Here is an 18,352-nt window from a genome sequence, read left to right on the forward strand (position 1 = left end):
TATTACCCGCTGCTCAAGAAAGGCGAGCGCTTTCCCGTCAGCGACGCGGAGCGCGCGCCGAAGCTCACGCCCCGTCCCGTCGACGACGCGGTCTTCCTGCAGGGCATGCTCGAGGCGATGAGCGCGATCGAGGCGGACGGCTACGCCAGGCTCGCTCGGCTGTCGGGATGCAAGCTGCGCAGCCTGCGCTCGGTCGGCGGCGGCGCGCGCAATCCGGCCTGGACGCGCCTGCGCGCCGCGCGCATCGCCGCGCCGTTCCTGCCGCCCTTGAGCGAACACGCCGCAGTCGGCGCCGCGCTGCTCGCCTCGAGGGCGTCGGCATGAGACTGCGCGATCTCATCTCTCAATTCGACGGTTTCGTCATCGACCAGTACGGCGTGCTGCATGACGGCGTCAGGCCCTATCCCGGCGCCATCGCGGCGCTCGAAGCCGCAAGCGCAGCCGGCAAGCGCGTGGCGCTGGTGACCAATTCCGGCAAGCCCGCCGCGGCGAACGAGGATAGGCTCGCCCGGCTCGGCGTCGGCCGCGAACTCTACGCCGCGCTCGTCTCGTCAGGGGAGGCCGCGCGTATTGGCATTGAAGACGGCGCGTTCGGACCCGCCTTCGCCGCGGGCGGCAAGGTGCATGTCGTCGGCCGGACCGGCGACGACTACGGGCTCGAGCGGTTTCCGCTGGTCGCGGTCGATCTCGCGGCCGCCAGTGCGCTGCTGATCATCGGCAGCGACGCGCCGCGCGTCTCGCTCGACGAATACGCCGACCGCCTGAAGCCGGCCGCCGCGCGACGGCTGCCGGCGCTGTGCGCCAATCCCGACCTGCTGATGCTGACCAAGTCTGGCCAGCAGCCCGCGCCCGGCGCCATTGCGCGGCTCTACGAGACCCTCGGCGGCGAGGTCGTCTATGTCGGCAAGCCGCATCCCCTCATCTACGCGATCGCCTCGCGAGCCTTCGCCGGCGTCGAACCGCGCCGCATCCTCGCCGTCGGCGACAGCCCGCTGCACGACGTGGAGGGCGCGGCGGGGGCGGGTTTCGCGACGGCTCTGGTCAAGACCGGCCTCGGCGCCGGTCGCGACGACGACGAGCTGCGGCGCGCGGCCCCGACAGCGCCCGACTTCGTGCTCGACGGGTTGTGAAGGGCTGAAGCCGCGCTAGGCGCTTGAAGGTCGGCGCAATTTTGCCTCGCCGGCCCGCGACGAAGCGCCGCGTGCTCGGTGGTCCGCGCCGCCAAGCGGTCGCCCTATGCGCCGCGCCGCGATGGTTAAGATCGCCGGACTCGCGTCGTTCGCCGCGAGCGCGCGTTGGCGACGACAGGGTTCAGCGCTGGCCGCCGCAGCCGCAAACGAGTCCGCGCGACCGGCGAAACGGCGAGGAATTGCGCGCGCGCCGGCGCTGTGGTCGGGCCCAGTTCGCGTCGAAGTCCACCCCTCGTCGGCGCGCATGACGACGTCTTTGGCGTGCGACGTGTCGTGTCGCGTCGCGACAATCGGTCGCGCCGTTCGCGTCTTCGAAGCGCGGCGATATGAAATCGTGCGGGGCGGAGATTGATCTCGCTCAAGGCGCATGAGGCGGATCAGGACATCTTGCAACATTGGGTTTTCGGCACGAGACCGAACGCCCGGGGGGGAGTCGGCGATGCAGAGCCTTCCTTCGCATTCGTTATCAGACGCGGCCAAGCACTTTATTGATAAAGTGGTCTTGCAAGAGAACGGTCGCGCCGGCGCTCTGCTGGCTATTCTGCAGAGAGTCCAGGACAGCCACGCTCGCAAGTTTCTGCCGCGCGAGACGCTCGAGTACATCTCGCTGAAGGCGAATGTGCCGCTTTCCAGACTGTTCTCCTTCGTCACATTTTATGCGCTGTTCAATCTCGAACCGCAGGGCCGCGACACAATTTCGGTCTGTCGCGGCACCGCCTGTCATACCCGTGGCTCGAGCCGCCTGCTCGAACAAGTGATGATGGACTTGGGGCTGCACGGCGCGGAAGACGGGGAGACAGAGAAGCTGGCGATGACGACCGCCGACGGCGAAACCACGCTGCGCACGGTCGCCTGCTTCGGCCAGTGCGCGCTCGCGCCGGTGGTCGAAGTCAATCACGCGATTTTCGGTCACATGAACGAGCGGTCCCTGCAGCGTGAATTGGAGGCGCTGGAGAAGCGAGAGACACGGCCATGACGCGAATTCGCGACCTGAGCACATTCAACGCCGTTCGCAGCGCCGGACTGGCCAAACTGCAGCCTTCGCGTCCGCGAATCGCCGTCGGCATGGGCACCTGCGGCACCGGCAACGGCTCGGAAGGCGTCTATGCGGCGCTCGCCGACTCGATCACCCAACGCGGTTTGGATGTGCACCTCGTCCGCACCGGCTGCTTCGGCTTCTGCGCCGAGGAACCGCTAGTCAATGTTTGGATCCCCGGGCAGCCGCTCGCCATCCTGCATCGCGTGCAGACCGATCACGTCAATGCGATTCTCGACGCGTTGGCGACGAAGACGGTGCCGGAGCGGCTCGCTCTGTGCAAGATCGAAGATTGGGATCACATCACCGCGCAGATGCACTTCGGCGCCGGCTATCCGAACATTCCGACGTGGAACGAGGTTCCGTTCTTCCGCGGACAAAAGAAGATCGTCCTGCGCAACTGTGGACTGATCAACCCGGACGATATCGAAGAATACATCGCCGTCGGCGGCTACCAGTCCCTGTACAAGGTGCTGATCGACGGCACGCCGGAGCTGGTCAACGAGCAGCTCAAGATTTCGCGGTTGCGCGGCCGCGGCGGCGCCGGCTTCTCCACCGGCTTGAAATGGGAGTTCATGCGCAAGGCGGCGGCGGAGCACAAATACCTGATCTGCAACGCCGACGAAGGCGACCCCGGCGCCTATATGAATCGCAACGAAATCGAGGGCGATCCGCACTCGCTGATCGAGGGCATGGCGATCGGCGGCTACATCACCGGCGCCAATCAAGGGATCATCTATGTTCGCGCCGAATATCCGCTGGCCGTCCATCGGCTGAAAGTGGCGCTTGCGCAAGCCAAGGACTACGGCGTCATCGGCGACGACATTCTGGGGCGCGGCTTCAAGTTCGACATCGACCTGGTCGAGGGCGCCGGCGCGTTCGTCTGCGGCGAAGAAACGGCGCTGATCAGCTCGCTCGAGGGGCGCTCCGGCCGACCGCGGCCGCGGCCGCCGTTCCCGGCCCAAAAAGGCCTGTGGGGCTATCCGACCAACGTCAACAACGTCGAAACCTGGTTCAACATCGCCCCCATCATCGCCAAGGGGCCGGCCTGGTTCACCGAAACCGGCAGCGTCGCGAGCGCCGGCACCAAAGTGTTTTCGCTGGTCGGCAAAGTGAAGAACACGGGCCTGGTCGAGATGCCGCTCGGCACGCCGCTGTCGAGCTTCGTCTACGACGCCGGCGCGGGCAGCATGCGCGGCCATCCGGTCAAGGCGGTGCAGACCGGCGGTCCGTCCGGCGGCTGCATCCCCCATGAATTGTTCGATACGCCCGTCGATTACGAATCGCTCGGCAAGCTCGGCTCGATCATGGGCTCGGGCGGCATGGTGGTGATGGACGACGACAACTGCATGGTCGACGTCGCGCGCTATTTCATCGAGTTCACCCGATCCGAGTCGTGCGGCAAATGCACGCCGTGCCGGGTCGGCCTCGACAAGGCGCTGCGCACCCTGACGCGGATCACCAAAGGCGAAGGCCGCGAGGAGGACCTCGCCGAGCTGAACGAACTCGGCCGGATGATCCGCGACACGTCGCTGTGCGCGCTCGGCCAATCCGCGCCGAATTCGGTCCTCACCACGCTGCGCCACTTCCACCACGAGTTCGAGGACCACATCCGGGCCAAGCGCTGCCGCGCCGGCGTCTGCCAAGATCTGGCGCTGTCGCCGTGCGAGAACAGCTGTCCGCTGCACATGAACATTCCCCGTTTCCTGCAGCTCTACAAGGAGGGCCGTCTCGAGGAAGCCTTCGAATCCGTGATCATGGACAATCCCCTGCCCGCTTCCACCGGGCGTGTTTGTCAGCATCCTTGCGACGATCGTTGCCGCCGCCAGACCCTCGACGAAGCGGTCAACATGCGCGAGGTCCATCGCGTGATCGCCGATTCGGTGCTGCTGTCGGATCGGTTCGACGAAATGGTCGGCCGCATCGTCGCCAAGCGCCGCTCGCCGACGGGGCGCAAGGTGGGCGTTGCGGGCGCCGGCCCGACGGGCCTCACCGCGGCCTTCTATCTCGCCCTGTTGGGGCACGACGTCACCATCTACGACTCGCACGCCGAAGCCGGCGGCATGTTGCGCTTCGCCTTGCCGGAATATCGGCTTCCCAAGGCGGTTCTCGACCGCGAAATCGAGATCATCCGCCGTCTCGGCGTCCACTTCGTCTTCAACACCCAGGTCGGCGTCGACATCTCGCTCAACGATCTCGACGCCGCGTTCGACGCGGTGTGTCTGTCGATCGGCACCTGGAAGGAAGGGTGGGTCTACCTGCCGGGCACCGAGCTGACGGGCGTCACGCCGGCGCTGCCGTTCCTCGAGGCCGAAGCGAGCGACAAGCCGGTGAAGCTCGGCGAACGCGTCGTCATTATCGGCGGCGGCAACGCCGCCATCGATTCGGCGCGCACGGTGGTGCGCAGAGGTTCGTCGGCGACGGTCGTCTATCGCCGCGAGCGCAAGGACATGCCGGCCATCCAGGACGAAGTCGACGCCGCCGAGCAAGAGGGCGTCCATTTCCGCTTCCTCGCAACGCCCCACCGCATCGTCGGCGAGCAGGGCGAGGTCAAGGCGATCGAAGTCGTCAAGACGCGCCTGGGCGAATTCGACTCGTCTGGACGCCGGCGGCCAATCGAGACCGACGAAGTGCATATCGTCCCCTGCACCAGCGTCATTCTGGCGGTCGGCGAAGGCGTGGACACCGACTTTTCCCGCGCCTCCGGTCTGAGGATCAAGGAAAGCGCGATGCTCGAGGTCGATCGCTACACGCTGGCGACGAGCCGCGAGAAGTTCTTCGCCGGCGGCGACTTGGTCAGCGGGGCGTCGAACCTCTCCAACGCGATGGGCTTCGGCAAGAAGGCGGCGAGGAACATCGATCACTATCTCACCGGCGAATCGCGCTTCGACGGCGTGATGCCCAGCTTCGAGTACGACCAGACGCCGCCGGCCGAACCCAGCGCTTGCCGCCGCCACCATGCGCACGAACTGCCGGCTGCGATCCGAGTCAAGACGTTCCAGGAGGCCGCGTCGGCCCTGTTGCCTGAAGAGGCCTACGAGGAGTCATGCCGCTGCTTGCGGTGCGATCTCCGCGAAACGGCCGACGCCGTCACACACCGGTAAGGAGGCTCGACCGTGTCCGAACAGGTCTCGGTGCGCATCGATGGTGAGCTCTGCACGGCCACCGAGGGTCAGACGATCTACGACGTGGCCAGCGCCAACGGGCGTTACATTCCCGCGCTCTGCCACATGGAGGGCCTGAGTTCGGCGGGGACTTGCCGATTGTGTCTGGTCGAAGTTTCAGGCATCGCCCGGTTGCTGCCCGCCTGCACGACCCCAGTCCACAGCGGCATGTCGGTCACCACCGAGTCGGAGAATCTGGCTCAGAATCGCCTGATGGCGCTGGAATTGCTCTTCGTCGAGCGCAACCACATTTGCGCCGTGTGTGTCTCAAACGGCCACTGCGAGTTGCAGGCGCTGGCGCAGACGCTGGGCCTCACCCACGTCCGCTTCCCTTACAACTATCCGCGTCTGCCGGTGGACACTTCGCATCCCCGCTTCGTGCTCGATCAAAACCGCTGCGTTCTCTGCTCCCGCTGCGTCCGCGTTTGCGACGAGATCGAAGGCGCCCACGTTTGGGACATTGCCGCGCGCGGCATCAACTCCCTCTTGGTCTCCGATCTCGATCGTCCTTGGGGCGAATCCGAGAACTGCACCAGCTGCGGCAAATGCGTACAGGCCTGCCCGACCGGGGCTCTGGTGGAGAAGGGCTATGCGGTCGAGGAAATGACGAAGCGGAATACCGTCGTCGCGCAGCTCGCCGCGAAGAGAGAGGTCCACCCATGAAAAAGGCGAGAGTGGCCACGCTGTGGCTCGACGGTTGCTCCGGGTGCCACATGTCTCTCGTCGACATCGACGAAGCGATCCTCATCGTCGCGCAGCGGGCTGACATCGTCTATGGGCCTTTGGTCGACGCGCAGGAGTTTCCTCCCGACGTCGACGTCGCCATCGTCGAAGGCGCGGTCAGCAGCCAGGACGATCTGGAGAAGATCAAGCGCGTTCGCGAACGCTCGCGCATCCTGGTGGCGCTCGGCGACTGCGCAGTCACCAGCAATGTTCCGTCGATGCGCAATCGGCTGCCGGTGAAGATGCTCCTCGAACGCATCTACATCGAGGGCGCCGACGTGCAGAAAGGGATCCCGACCGACGGCGTCCCCACCCTGCTGAAACAAGCGATCCCGCTTCAAGATGTGGTCAAGGTCGACGTGCACGTGCCCGGTTGCCCGCCTTCGGCTTCCTCGATCCTGTTCGTTCTCACCGAGCTTCTGGACGGCCGCATCCCTGACCTGAAGTCCAAAGTGCGGTTTGGCTGAGGAGGCCGTCATGCGGACCATCGTCATCGACCCCGTCACGCGCATCGAAGGCCACGCCAAGATCACCATCCATCTTGACGACGAGGGCAAGGTCGCCGAGACGGCGTTCCACGTCACCCAGATTCGCGGCTTCGAAAAATTCACCGAAGGTCGGCCCTTCTACGAGATGCCGGCGATCACCGCGCGCATCTGCGGCATTTGCCCGATCAGCCATCTGCTGGCCTCGGTCAAGGCCTGCGACGCCATCATGAGCGTGCGCATTCCGCCGACCGCGGCGAAGCTGCGGGAGCTTCTGCATTGCGGCCAGATCACCCAGTCGCATGCGCTGAGCTTCTTCCATCTCTCCTCGCCGGATATGCTGCTCGGCTTCGACTCCGATCCGGCCCGGCGCAACGTCATCGGCGTGATCGAGGACCATCCGGCGCTGGCCAAGGATGGCATCGCGCTGAGGAAGTTCGGCCAACAGGTGATCGAAACCCTGGCCAAGGAGCGCATCCATCCGTCGTGGACGGTGCCCGGCGGCGTCAACGCGCCGCTCGATCGCGTCGCGCGCGACCGCATTCTCGCCGGCCTGCCGGAAGCGAAGGCGATCGCGCTGCGGACGATCGAGTTCTTCAAGGGCGTCGTCGACCAGTTCAGCGACGAGATCGCTAATTTCGGCAATGCGCCCACGCTTTCGGCCGGGCTTACCGACGCCGACGGCAATTTGCAGCTCTATGACGGCGGCATGCGCTTCGTCGACGCCTCGGGCAAGATCGTCGTCGATCAGATGGCGCCGCAAGACTATCAGCAGTTCATCGGCGAAGCGACGATGCCATATTCGTACTTGAAGGCGCCCTACTTCAAGCCGCTCGGCTTCCCCAACGGCGTCTACCGCGTCGGTCCGCTCGCCCGCCTGAACGTCGCCGCGCGCTGCGGGACGCCGCTCGCCGACGTCGAATTCGCCGAATTCCACCAACGCTTCGGCAAAGTGGTGGATAGCTCGTTCCATTTCCACTACGCCCGGCTGATCGAGATCATCTATGCGCTCGAGCGGATGGAGATGTTGTTGAACGACCCGGCGATCCTCGACCGGCACGTCCGCGCCACGGCGGGGGTGAACGCGCTCGAAGGCATCGGCATCGCCGAGGCGCCGCGCGGCACGCTCATCCACCATTACAAGGTCAACGAGGACGGGGCGATCACCTGGGCCAATCTCATCGTCGCCACCGGACACAACAACCTCGCCATCAGCCACAGCGTCGACCAGGTCGCCCGCCGCTATATCGACGGCGCGAAGATGCAGGAGGGGATGCTCAATCGCGTGTCGGCGGTGGTGCGCGCCTATGATCCGTGCCTGAGCTGTTCGACCCACGCGGACGGCCAGTATCCGCTGGACATTCAGCTGGTGGACGCCGCCGGCGCGGTGGTCGATCGGCGCCGCAGCTGACGGCGCCGCGGCGCGCCGGCGCGCTTTCCGATCGGTCCGAATCAATGGATTGACGGCGTGGCGCTGGCGTCAGCGTCGTGATCGTCTCCCGATCGCTCGACTCCGATCGACTTGAGCGCAAGTTGGCTCGAGCGCCTTGGCGCGTCCGCCGAAAGCCGATCACGCGCCCGGCGGGCGCTTCAGCGCCAAGCGCCGCACCGTCGCGAAAACCTCGGGCAGCGCCGCCGTGACCGGCGCCGACAATCCCTCGCCCAGCTCCAGCGAACTCGCCCCGACCGTAACCAGGTAGGCCTCGGGCGATCGGCCGTAGAGCCTCTGCGCCATGTGCAGCAACTGCGACGGTTCGACATGGTGTCCGAGGGTTGAGGCGGGCGCCGGCGCGGGATGCAACGGGGTGACGGAGACGCGGCCCGCTGCTCGGCCAGCCGCGGCGTCGATCAGGACGACCCGCGCCGCCGCAGCGAATCGTTCGGCGAGTTCGGGGGTCAACTGGTGGCAGGCGATCGCGTCGACGCCATCGATGGCGGCCTCGTTGGCGAACGCGCGCGCGACGGCCTGACCGACGCCATCGTCGCCGCGCAGCGGGTTGCCGTAACCGACGATGAGCGCGTTTGCGGTCATTTTCGACCTTTGGATCGTCGCCTGCGGGACGACGTCGGCTGACTAGCGGTCGGTGGGCGGGCTCGTGCTGTCGCGCACGACGAGCTTGTAGTCGAGCAGCGTGTCGCCGACCGGCTTTTCCGGCGCCTCGACCAGCCGCGCCAGGGTCTCCAGCGCCTTGCGGCCCATTTCGCGCCGCGGCTGATAGATCGTGGTCAGCGGCGGATCGCAGATCTGCCCCATTTCGATATCGTCGAAGCCGACGACCGACAGGTCCTCCGGCACGCGCAAGCCCTGCGCCTTCGCCTCCAGGATCGCGCCGATCGCGATCTCGTCGTTGGCGGCGAAGACCGCGGTCGGCTGCGGCGAGGCGGCCAACAAGCGGGCGGTCGCCACGCGCCCGGCGCGGATCGAGAATTCTCCCGGCTGGATCGCCTCCGGCCAGCGCTCGAGGTCGTGCGCCTCGACCGCCTTCTGGTAGCCGGCGCGCCGCTCTATGGTCAGCACGTTGTCGGCCGGGCCGCAGATGTGGGCGACGCGGCGATGGCCGAGGCGCGCCAGATAGCTGACCGCGTCGAATGCGGCGGCGACGTTGTCGATGCCGACGATCGGCGCGTCGACGCCGGCGATCCGTTCGCTGACGACGACCATCGGGTAGTCGCCGGCGCCCCATTTCCCCGGCGGGAAGGGCAGAAAACCGTTGAGCAGGATGATGCCGTCGGCGCGCTGACCGTCCATGAGTCGCCAATAGGTCTCGGCGATGGCGTGGTCGACGCCGGTGTCGCCGATCAGCACCGCCATGTCGTGGCTGCGCGCCTGTTCCTCGATTCCCTGCAGCAGCACGGAAAAGAATGGATTGGCGATGTCGGGCAGCAGCACCACGACGAGGCCGCTGCTCTTGCCGCGCAGCCCGCGGGCATTGATGTTGACCGCGTAGTCGAGCCGCCGCGCCGCCGCCTGCACCCGGCGCGACAGACGGGGAGACACCTCGGCGGTGGCCGACAGCGCCCGCGAAACGGTGGCGAGCGACACGCCAGCAAGGTCGGCGACGTCCTTCATGGTCGCCTTGCGCGGGCGTCGCGGCCGCGCCGCGCCGCCGTCCGGCATTTCGCCTGCCCGCTTCAGCATCGTCCCTCTCGCGCTGTCGGCATTCTCACGAGAATCAGCGCCAAGCCCAGCCGACGACGGACCTGGTCGCCACGTCAAGCCGTTTATCGTCGCAGCGCCGCTTGACTCGCCTGAAAACGTTTTCTAACAATGAAACAACTTTATTCGCCGCGACACAAGAAGCCACCGCGGCCACGCGCCAGCTGACCCGTCTTTATGGGCGCCGGCGGCGCTCTCGAGGTCGAGAGATGGTGAGGAAACGACCGGGCGATTTCGTCGACAATTCGTCGCGTCGAAGCGCGTCCGCGTCCAGCCGGCGTCAGCGCGCCGCGAGGCGGACGCGATGACGTCTCAGACCGACGTCGTCGATGCGGAAAGCGGCGCTCAGCCGCTGCTGGAGACGAACGGCCTGACGAAGGCGTTCGGCCCGGTCGAGGTGCTCTCCGACATCAGCCTCGCCTTCCGCGCCGGCGAAGTTCACGCGATCATCGGCGAAAACGGCGCCGGCAAGTCGACGCTGATGAAGATCATCAGCGGCCACCTCGATCCGACGCGCGGCTCGCTCAAATTCGACGGCGCGCCGCTGACGCTGCGCGGACCGGTCGACGCCGAGCGGCGCGGCATCGTGCTGGTCCACCAGGAGATCATGCTCGCCCCCGACCTGTCGATCGCCGAGAACATGTTTCTCGGCCGCGAGTTGCGTCGCGGCGTCGCCGTCGACGACCGGACGATGAACGCGCGCGCCGAAGAGGCGATGGGCGTCTTCGGCGTCGACGTTTCCGTCACCGTGCCGGTGCAGCGGCTCTCGATCGCCAGACGACAGCTCGCGCAGATCGCTCGCGCGCTGGCCGTTCCGCACCGCATCGCCATCTTCGACGAGCCCACCGCCTCGCTAACGCCCGTCGAGACCGGGGCGTTGCTCAAGCTCATCCGCGAGCTCAAGGCGAAGGGGATCGCGGTCATCTACATCTCGCACCGCCTGGAAGAGGTCAAAGCGATCGCCGACATCGTCACCGTGCTGCGCGACGGCAAGCATGTGGCGACCTCTCCCGCAGTGGAACTGCAGCCGGTCGACATGGCGCGGCTGATGGTCGGGCGCGACCTGCTGGCGCTTTATCCGCCGCGCGCGCCCGCGCCGACCGGCGCGCCCACCTTCGCCGTCTCCGACTTCAATGCGGCCGGTTTCGCCGAGGGGGCGAGCTTTGCGGTGCGTTCGGGCGAGATTCTCGGCTTTTCCGGCCTGATCGGGGCTGGCCGCACCGAGTTGTTCGAGGCGTTGTTCGGCTTGCGCAAGGGCGGCGGCGAGATCCGCCTCGATGGCGCGGCGCAACGCTGGTCCGACGCGCGTAGCGCCATGAACGCCGGCGCCGTCTACCTGACCGAGGATCGCAAGGGCAAAGGGCTGCTGCTCGAGGAGACCGTGGCCACCAATCTGACCCTTGCGGCGCTCGAGCGGTTCCAGCGCGGGCCGCTGGTCGACCGCGCCAAGGAAGCGCGGGCGCTCGACGAGGCGATCCGCCGCTTCGACATCCGCGTCGGCGACAGGGGCATCCTTGCCGGCCAGATGTCGGGCGGCAACCAGCAGAAGCTGCTCATCGCCAAGATGTTGCAGCTCGATCCGAAACTGGTCGTCATCGACGAACCGACGCGCGGCGTCGACATCGGCGCCAAGCAGCAGATCTATCGCTTCATTGTCGCGCTCGCCGCCGAGGGCCGATCGGTCATCGTCATCTCGTCCGAAATGACGGAGCTCATCGGCATCTGCCACCGCATTATCGTCATGCGCAACGGACACATTGTCGGCGAGGTTGCGGGGGACGCGATGACGGAACACGCCATCGTCGTGTTGGCGACGGGCGTCGATGCGCCCGGAGGGGCAGCGCATACATGACTCAAGCGACCCACGAAACGGCGATCCCGACGAGGGCGCGCTTCGAGATCGGCGCCGTCGCGCCGTTCATGGCGCTGGCGCTGCTATGCGTATTGGGCGTGCTCGTCAATCCGCGTTTCCTCGGTCTGGAGAACATCACCAACGTGCTGGCGCGCAGCACGTTCATCGCCACGATCGCGGTCGGCCAGACCTTGGTCATCGTCGGCGGCGGGCTCGACCTGTCGGTCGGCGCGATGGCGGCCCTGGTCTCCGGCCTGGTGATCCTGTTCCTCAACAGCGGGCTCATCGCCGACCCGACGTTGCTGATCCTCGCGGCGATGGCGCTGTCGCTCGTGGCCGGCGCGCTGTGCGGCCTGTTCAACGGACTGACGTCGACGCTCGGCAAGATCGAGCCCTTCATCGTTACGCTGGGCTCGATGGGCATCTTCCGCTCGCTGCTGACCTGGTTGGCGCAGGGCGGCTCGATCACCATCAGGAGCAACAATGTCCGGGCCGCTTATAGTCAGGTCTATTTCGGCGACCTGTTCGGTGTGCCCTATCCGGTTCTGGTCATCCTCGGCGTCGCGATCGTCGGCGCCTTCATTCTCTACAGCACCGCCTACGGGCGGCACGTGCGCGCGGTCGGCTCGAACGAGGACGTCGCGCGCTATTCCGGCATCAATGTCGCGCGGGTGCGCACGATCACCTATGTGCTGCAGGGCCTGTGCGTCGCCATCGCCGTCATCGTCTACGTGCCGCGGCTGAGTTCGGCCAGTTCGACGACTGGGCTCGGCTGGGAGCTGACGGCGATCACCGCTGTCGTTGTCGGCGGCACGCGGCTCAAGGGCGGCGTGGGTCGGATGTGGGGGACGATCGCCGGCGCGCTCATCCTCGAAGTCATCGGCAACATCATGCTGTTGTCGAATGTGGTCAGCGAATACCTCATCGGCGCGGTTCAGGGGGCGATCATCATCATTGCGATGCTGGCGCAACGCGGCCTGGCCCGTGGTCGGTGAAGCGTAGAGGGAGCGCGACGGCCAAAGTCGCCTCTCACAATAGGGAGTGGAAACATGAAGCGATTTCTGGCGAGCGTGGCCGTTCTCGGCCTCATGGCGGGCGCGGCCTATGCGCAAGACAAAATGACGATGGCGGTGTCGATCCCCGCTGCGGATCACGGCTGGACCGGCGGCGTCGTCTACTTCGCCACGGAAGAGGCGAAGGCGCTGGAAAAGAAATATCCGGGGCTGAAAGTCATCGTGAAGACCTCGCCTGATCCCGCCGCCCAGGCGAATGCGCTCGAGGATCTGTCGACGCAAGGCATGGATGCGCTGGTCATCCTGCCGCACGACCCGAACGTCCTCACCGACCCGGTCCGCAAGGTCAAGAGCAAGGGGACCTTCGTCACCGTCGTCGACCGTATCGCGAACGACCACTCGATCTACGACCTGTATGTCGGCGGCGACAATCCCGGCATCGGCCGCAACGCGGCCGTCTATATGAAGGAGAAGATGGGCGGCAAGGGCGACATCGTCATCATCCGCGGCCTGCCGATTCCGATCGATGAAGCGCGCTACAACGCCTTCATGGATGGCATCAAGGGCACCGACATCAAGGTGCTCGACAGCCAGTACGGCAACTGGAGCCGGGACGACGCCTTCAAAGTGATGCAAGACTTCCTGGTCAAGCATCCCAAGATCGACGCCGTGTGGGCGCAGGACGACGACATGGTCGTCGGCATCCTCGAGGCGATCAAACAGGCCAAGCGCACCGACATCAAGTTGGTTATCGGCGGCGCCGGCATGAAGGACATGATCAAGAAGGTCATGGATGGCGATGCGATGATCCCGGTCGACGTGCTCTATCCGCCGGCGATGGTGGCGGTGGCGATGGATCTCACCGCGCTCGGCCTCGAGGAGAAAATGCCGGTGCGCGGCAATTACATCCTCGACGCGACGCTGGTGACCAAGGACAACGCGAAGAACTTCTACTACAAGGATTCGCCGTTCTGAACGTTTGAAGCACGACGGGGAGCGCGTCCGCGCTCCCCGGTTTTTCTTGAGGGCGCTTGGCGCGCGAAGTTCTTTTCAGGGGACGATCATGGCTGGCATGGTGAAGGGTCCGGCGATTTTCCTGGCGCAATTCGCCGGTGATGCGGCGCCGTTCAATTCATTCGATTCGATTTGCAAATGGGCGGCTTCGCTCGGTTACAAGGGCGTGCAGATTCCCGCCTGGGACGGACGCCTGATCGATCTCGGCAAAGCCGCTTCTTCCCAGACCTATTGCGATGAGCTCAATGGAATCGCGGCGAGTCACGGACTCGTTATCACCGAACTCGCCACGCATCTGCAAGGCCAGCTCGTTGCGGTGAACCCGGCCTTTGATGAAGCGTTCGATGGCTTCGCGCCCGCTGAGGTGCACGGCAACCCAGCCGCGCGGCAGAAATGGGCGGTCGAACAGATGATGAACAGCGCCAAGGCGTCGAAGCGGCTGGGTCTGAAGGCGCACGCCACCTTCTCCGGCTCGCTCGCTTGGCCATTCGTCTATCCGTGGCCGCAGCGCGCGCCGGGGCTGATCGAGACGGCATTCGCCGAACTCGCCCGTCGCTGGCGGCCGATCCTCGACGCCTTCGACGACGCCGGCTGCGACGTCGCCTATGAAATCCATCCGGGCGAAGACCTCTTCGACGGCGCGACCTTCGAGCGTTTCCTCGACGCGGTCGGCGGCCACAAGCGCTGCAACATTCTCTACGACCCGTCGCATTTCGTGCTGCAACAGCTCGACTATCTCGCCTTCCTCGACATCTATCACGAGCGGGTGAAGATGTTTCACGTCAAGGACGCCGAGTTCAATCCGACCGGCCGCCAGGGCGTCTATTCCGGTTACGCGCCGTGGGTCGAGCGCGCCGGGCGGTTCCGCTCGCTCGGCGACGGGCAGGTCGATTTCCGCGCGATCTTCTCCAAGATGGCGCAATACGGCTTCTCGTCGTGGGCGGTGCTCGAATGGGAGTGCTGCCTCAAGCATCCCGAGGACGGCGCGCGCGAGGGCGCCGAGTTCATCAAGCGCCACATCATCCGGGTGACCGAGAAGGCGTTCGACGATTTCGCCGGCGGGGCGATCGATCAGTCGATGATTCGGCGCACGCTTGGGCTGAAGTGAAGGAGGCAGGTCGATGACGATCGAGGGACGCAGCGACGCTAAGCGGGGCGGAAGGATTCGGCTCGGCATGGTGGGCGGCGGCGAAGGCGCCTTCATCGGCGCCGTGCATCGCATCGCCGCGCGCATCGACGACCAATACGAACTGGTCGCCGGCGCCTTGTCGTCGACGCCGGAGAAAGCGCGTCGTTCCGGTCAGGCGCTGGGTCTTGCGCCGGATCGCGTCTACGACAGCTTCGAGGCCATGGCCAAGGTCGAGGCGGCCCGCCCGGACGGCATCGAAGCGGCGGCGATCGTGACGCCCAACCACGTCCACGCGCCAGCCGCCTATGCTCTGCTCAAGGCGGGCATCCACGTCATCTGCGACAAGCCGCTCACCGTCTCGCTCGCCGAGGCCAAGCGCATGCAGGCGGCGGTCGCGGCGTCGGGACGCATCTTCGCCCTCACCCACAACTACACCGGCTATCCGCTGGTCCGCTGCATGCGGCAGATGATTCGCGCCGGCGATCTCGGCGATCTCCGGCTGGCGCAGGTCGAATACCCGCAGGACTGGCTCTCCGGCCCGACGGAGACGACCGGCAACAAGCAGGCCGAGTGGCGCGTCGATCCGGCGCGCGCCGGCGGCGGCGGCGCGCTCGGCGACATCGGCACGCACGCCTTCAACCTCGCCGACTATGTGACCGGCCTCGACGTCGCCGAACTCTGCGCCGATCTTGCCACCTTCGTCTCCGGCCGCAAGCTCGACGACAATTCGCAGGTGCTGTTGCGCTACGCCAATGGCGCGCGCGGCGCGCTGTGGGCGAGCCAGGTCGCGCCCGGCAACGAGAACGGCCTGAGGCTGCGCGTCTACGGGAGCAAGGGCGGTCTCCATTGGGCGCAGGAAAATCCCAACGTGTTGCGCTGGTCGCCGCTCGGCGAGGCGACGCGCATCATCACCCGCGCCGGCCCCGGCTCGGGCGCCGCGGCGGCGCGCGTCACCCGCACGCCCGGCGGCCATCCGGAAGGCTACCTCGAAGGCTTCGCCAACATCTATTCCGAAGTCGCGCTGGCGATCAAAGCGGCGCGCGAGGGCAAGAAGCCGCCGGCCGAGTGCGACTTCCCGACCATCGTCGACGGCGTCAAAGGCGTCGCCTTCGTCGAGGCGGCGGTGAGATCGTCGAAAGCCAACGGCGCTTGGGTGAAGCCAGAGGCGTAAGCGGACGCGGGCGAAGAGCGAGCGCCACTGAACCCGAGTCGGCCGCGCTCTATTTGCGGCCGACCATCGCCTCCGGGCGGACAAGCCGGTCGAAGGTCGCTGCGTCGAGGCCGGCCTTCAGCGCCTCCTCGCGCAGGGTCGCGCCGTTGTGATGCGCGGCCTTGGCGATCGCCGCGGCGCGATCGTAGCCGATCGCCGGCGTCAGCGCCGTCGCCAGCATCAGCGAACGGCGCATGAGCTCGTCGATCCGCGCGCGGTCGGGCTCGATGCCGACGACGCAGCGCGTGACGAAACTGTCGACGGCGTCGGCGACGAGGCCGATCGATTGCAGGCAAGCGTTGATGATCAGCGGCTTCAGCGCGTTGAGCTCGAGATGGCCCTGGCTGTCGGCGAAGGCGACGATCGTTCCGTTGCCGATCGCCTGCACGCAGACCATGCACAAGGCCTCGATCTGGGTCGGATTGACCTTGCCGGGCATGATCGACGAGCCGGGCTCGTTCTCCGGCAGCCGCAGCTCGGCGAAGCCGCTGCGCGGGCCGGAGCCGAGCAGGCGGATGTCGCAGGCGATCTTGTAGAGCGCCGCGGCGAGGCTCGACAGCGCGCCGTGGGTGAAGACCAGCGCGTCGTGCGCGGCGATCGCCTCGAACTTGTTGGCGGCGGAGACGAACGGCAGGCCGGTCAGCGCCGCGATCCGGCGCGCGAACGCTTCGGCGAAACGCGGATCGGCGTTCAAGCCGGTGCCGACCGCCGTCGCGCCCTGCGCCAAGGCGTAGAGACCCGGCAGCGTCGCTGCGACCCGCGCGCCGCCGAGCTCGACCTGCGCCGCCCAGCCGGAGAATTCCTGGCCGAGCGTGATCGGCGTCGCATCCTGCAGATGGGTGCGGCCGATCTTGACCAATTCGGCGAAGGCGGCGCTCTTGGCCGTCAGCGCGTCGCCGAGGCGGGCGAGCGCCGGCAGCAGGCGGCGATGAATCGCCAGCGTGGCGGCGATATGCATCGCGCTCGGAAACGAATCGTTCGAAGACTGTCCAAGATTGACGTGGTCGTTGGGATGGACCGGCGACTTGTCGCCGCGACGTCCGCCGAGCCGTTCGTTGGCGAGGTTGGCGATCACCTCGTTCACATTCATGTTGGTCTGGGTGCCGGAGCCGGTCTGCCAGACCTTGAGCGGGAATTCGTCGTCGTGCTGGCCCGCCGCGACGTCCGCCGCCGCGGCGGCGATCGCCTGCGCGAGCGGCGGCGGCAGCAGCCCGAGCTCTTCGTTGGTTAACGCCGCCGCTTGTTTGACCAGGCCGAGCGCGTAGATGACGGCGCCCGGCATGCGCTCGTCGCCGATCGGAAAGTTCTCCAGCGACCGTTGCGTTTGCGCGCCCCACAGCCGTTCGGCCGGCACGTCGATCGCGCCGAAACTGTCGGTTTCGCGTCGCGTCGCTGACGATTTCGTCATATTTCGTCTCCCGGCTGCGCCGCCGTCACTATATATGAAGCGCTGCGACGCCGGGCGACGACGAGACCGAGGCGCGCAAGTGCGTCATACGCCGCTGCGGCGAACCGCGCCGCCAGGCGTCCGCCAGACAATCGCCACATTGGCAGGCACCATGGGCCGCGCCAAAGAAAGGGCGCAATGATGAATTCGCACTTTCCGAAAATGGCCGCCGACGATTTGGATTTCCAGCGCACGGCGCTGTTCCTCGACGTCGACGGGACGTTGCTCGACATCGCCGCAACGCCCGAGCGGGTCGTGGTGCCCGACGGACTCGTCGCGACGATCGCCCGGCTCGAACAATCGCTCGGCGGCGCGCTGGCGATCGTCACCGGCCGCACACTCGCCGATCTCGATCGGCTGTTCCTTCCATTGCGTACGCGCGCCGCCGGCGTGCACGGCGCCGAAATTCGCTTTGCGCCGAACGAAGCCGCGGTCGAATCGGACGGCGCAGCGCCGCTGCCCGACAGCCTGTGGCGCGCATTCGCCGCCACGACGCTCGCCTTCCCCGGCGCGCTGGCCGAGAACAAGCGCTATTCCTTCACCGCGCATTATCGCGCCGCGCCGAAAGCGGCCGCGCCGCTGCGCGCGGCGCTGCTGAGCTTGCTCGAGCGCTGCGCGACGGGCGATCTCGAATTGACCGATGCGCTCTGCGCCTACGAGATCAAGTCGAGCGGCGTCAACAAGGGCGCGGCGGTGCGCCGGTTCCTCGAGCGCCCGCCTTTCGTCGGACGCCGGCCGATGTTCATCGGCGACGACGCCAGCGACGAATTCGGCTTCCGCTCGGTCGCCGATCGCCGCGGCCTCGCTTTCGCGGTCGGCGCGGCGCGACCGCAAGTCGACCATGTGTTCGCCGATCCGGCGACGGTGCGGCTATGGCTGGAGCGGCTCGCCGCCCAGCCGGCCGCTACGTGAGCGTCGCGACCGAGCCCAGC

Annotated in this window: 16 protein-coding genes; 13 read left to right on the plus strand and 3 right to left on the minus strand. The window is 66.6% G+C overall.

The window, feature by feature from the left end; genetic code table 11:
- The 7 genes from ABSF49_RS00880 to ABSF49_RS00910 form a co-directional block, all read left to right on the plus strand.
- Positions 1-324 (plus strand): FGGY-family carbohydrate kinase (locus ABSF49_RS00880; protein WP_424110741.1); only part of this gene is annotated, 324 nt, incomplete at its 5' end.
- Positions 321-1,130 carry a TIGR01459 family HAD-type hydrolase gene (locus tag ABSF49_RS00885; RefSeq protein ID WP_424110742.1) on the plus strand — a complete coding sequence of 270 codons (810 nt, stop codon included), beginning with the start codon at positions 321-323 and terminating at the stop codon, positions 1,128-1,130. The genes ABSF49_RS00880 and ABSF49_RS00885, both read left to right, overlap by 4 nt.
- A gap of 499 nt (positions 1,131-1,629) precedes the next feature.
- Positions 1,630-2,166: an NADH-quinone oxidoreductase subunit NuoE family protein gene (locus tag ABSF49_RS00890; RefSeq protein WP_424110743.1), complete on the plus strand. Its 537-nt coding sequence runs from the start codon at positions 1,630-1,632 to the stop codon at positions 2,164-2,166.
- A complete protein-coding gene (locus ABSF49_RS00895; protein ID WP_424110744.1) occupies positions 2,163-5,330 on the plus strand; it encodes an NADH-ubiquinone oxidoreductase-F iron-sulfur binding region domain-containing protein in 3,168 nt (1,055 codons plus the stop codon). Before ABSF49_RS00890 ends, ABSF49_RS00895 begins: the two co-directional genes overlap by 4 nt.
- Positions 5,331-5,342: 12 nt before the next feature.
- Entirely contained in the window at positions 5,343-6,053 is a 711-nt protein-coding gene (gene hoxU, locus ABSF49_RS00900) for a bidirectional hydrogenase complex protein HoxU (protein WP_424110745.1), read from the plus strand.
- Positions 6,054-6,064: 11 nt separating this feature from the next.
- The gene (locus tag ABSF49_RS00905) at positions 6,065-6,580 is read left to right on the plus strand and encodes an NADH-quinone oxidoreductase subunit B family protein (RefSeq protein ID WP_424110746.1); all 516 of its coding nucleotides are present in this window, start codon (positions 6,065-6,067) and stop codon (positions 6,578-6,580) included.
- Positions 6,581-6,590: 10 nt separating this feature from the next.
- Entirely contained in the window at positions 6,591-8,009 is a 1,419-nt protein-coding gene (locus ABSF49_RS00910) for a Ni/Fe hydrogenase subunit alpha (protein ID WP_424110747.1), read from the plus strand.
- 159 nt (positions 8,010-8,168) lie between these two features.
- Here the strand turns inward: ABSF49_RS00910 and ABSF49_RS00915 are convergent, their stop codons facing one another.
- Complete coding sequence (locus tag ABSF49_RS00915; protein ID WP_424110748.1) at positions 8,169-8,630, minus strand: hydrogenase maturation protease; 462 nt, start codon at positions 8,628-8,630, stop codon at positions 8,169-8,171.
- Positions 8,631-8,672: 42 nt separating this feature from the next.
- Complete coding sequence (locus tag ABSF49_RS00920; protein WP_424110749.1) at positions 8,673-9,737, minus strand: LacI family DNA-binding transcriptional regulator; 1,065 nt, start codon at positions 9,735-9,737, stop codon at positions 8,673-8,675.
- Positions 9,738-10,059: 322 nt separating this feature from the next.
- Between ABSF49_RS00920 and ABSF49_RS00925 the strand changes: the two genes are divergently transcribed.
- From ABSF49_RS00925 to ABSF49_RS00945, 5 genes are all read left to right on the plus strand, one after another.
- Positions 10,060-11,607, plus strand: coding sequence for a sugar ABC transporter ATP-binding protein (locus ABSF49_RS00925; protein ID WP_424110750.1), 1,548 nt, complete (start codon positions 10,060-10,062; stop codon positions 11,605-11,607).
- Complete coding sequence (locus tag ABSF49_RS00930; protein WP_424110751.1) at positions 11,604-12,602, plus strand: ABC transporter permease; 999 nt, start codon at positions 11,604-11,606, stop codon at positions 12,600-12,602. Before ABSF49_RS00925 ends, ABSF49_RS00930 begins: the two co-directional genes overlap by 4 nt.
- 54 nt (positions 12,603-12,656) lie before the next feature.
- Entirely contained in the window at positions 12,657-13,595 is a 939-nt protein-coding gene (locus ABSF49_RS00935; RefSeq protein WP_424110752.1) for a substrate-binding domain-containing protein, read from the plus strand.
- Positions 13,596-13,683: 88 nt separating this feature from the next.
- The gene (locus ABSF49_RS00940; RefSeq protein WP_424110753.1) at positions 13,684-14,742 is read left to right on the plus strand and encodes a sugar phosphate isomerase/epimerase family protein; all 1,059 of its coding nucleotides are present in this window, start codon (positions 13,684-13,686) and stop codon (positions 14,740-14,742) included.
- A 13-nt stretch (positions 14,743-14,755) separates the two neighbouring features.
- The gene (locus tag ABSF49_RS00945; RefSeq protein WP_424110754.1) at positions 14,756-15,934 is read left to right on the plus strand and encodes a Gfo/Idh/MocA family protein; all 1,179 of its coding nucleotides are present in this window, start codon (positions 14,756-14,758) and stop codon (positions 15,932-15,934) included.
- A gap of 49 nt (positions 15,935-15,983) precedes the next feature.
- Here the strand turns inward: ABSF49_RS00945 and fumC are convergent, their stop codons facing one another.
- Positions 15,984-17,381, minus strand: coding sequence for a class II fumarate hydratase (gene fumC / locus ABSF49_RS00950; protein ID WP_424110755.1), 1,398 nt, complete (start codon positions 17,379-17,381; stop codon positions 15,984-15,986).
- A gap of 177 nt (positions 17,382-17,558) precedes the next feature.
- Between fumC and otsB the strand changes: the two genes are divergently transcribed.
- A complete protein-coding gene (otsB, locus tag ABSF49_RS00955; protein WP_424110756.1) occupies positions 17,559-18,332 on the plus strand; it encodes a trehalose-phosphatase in 774 nt (257 codons plus the stop codon).
- Positions 18,333-18,352 lie beyond the last annotated feature (20 nt).

This window comes from Roseiarcus sp. (assembly GCF_049514155.1).
In the GTDB taxonomy this organism is placed as follows: Bacteria; Pseudomonadota; Alphaproteobacteria; order Rhizobiales; family Beijerinckiaceae; genus Roseiarcus.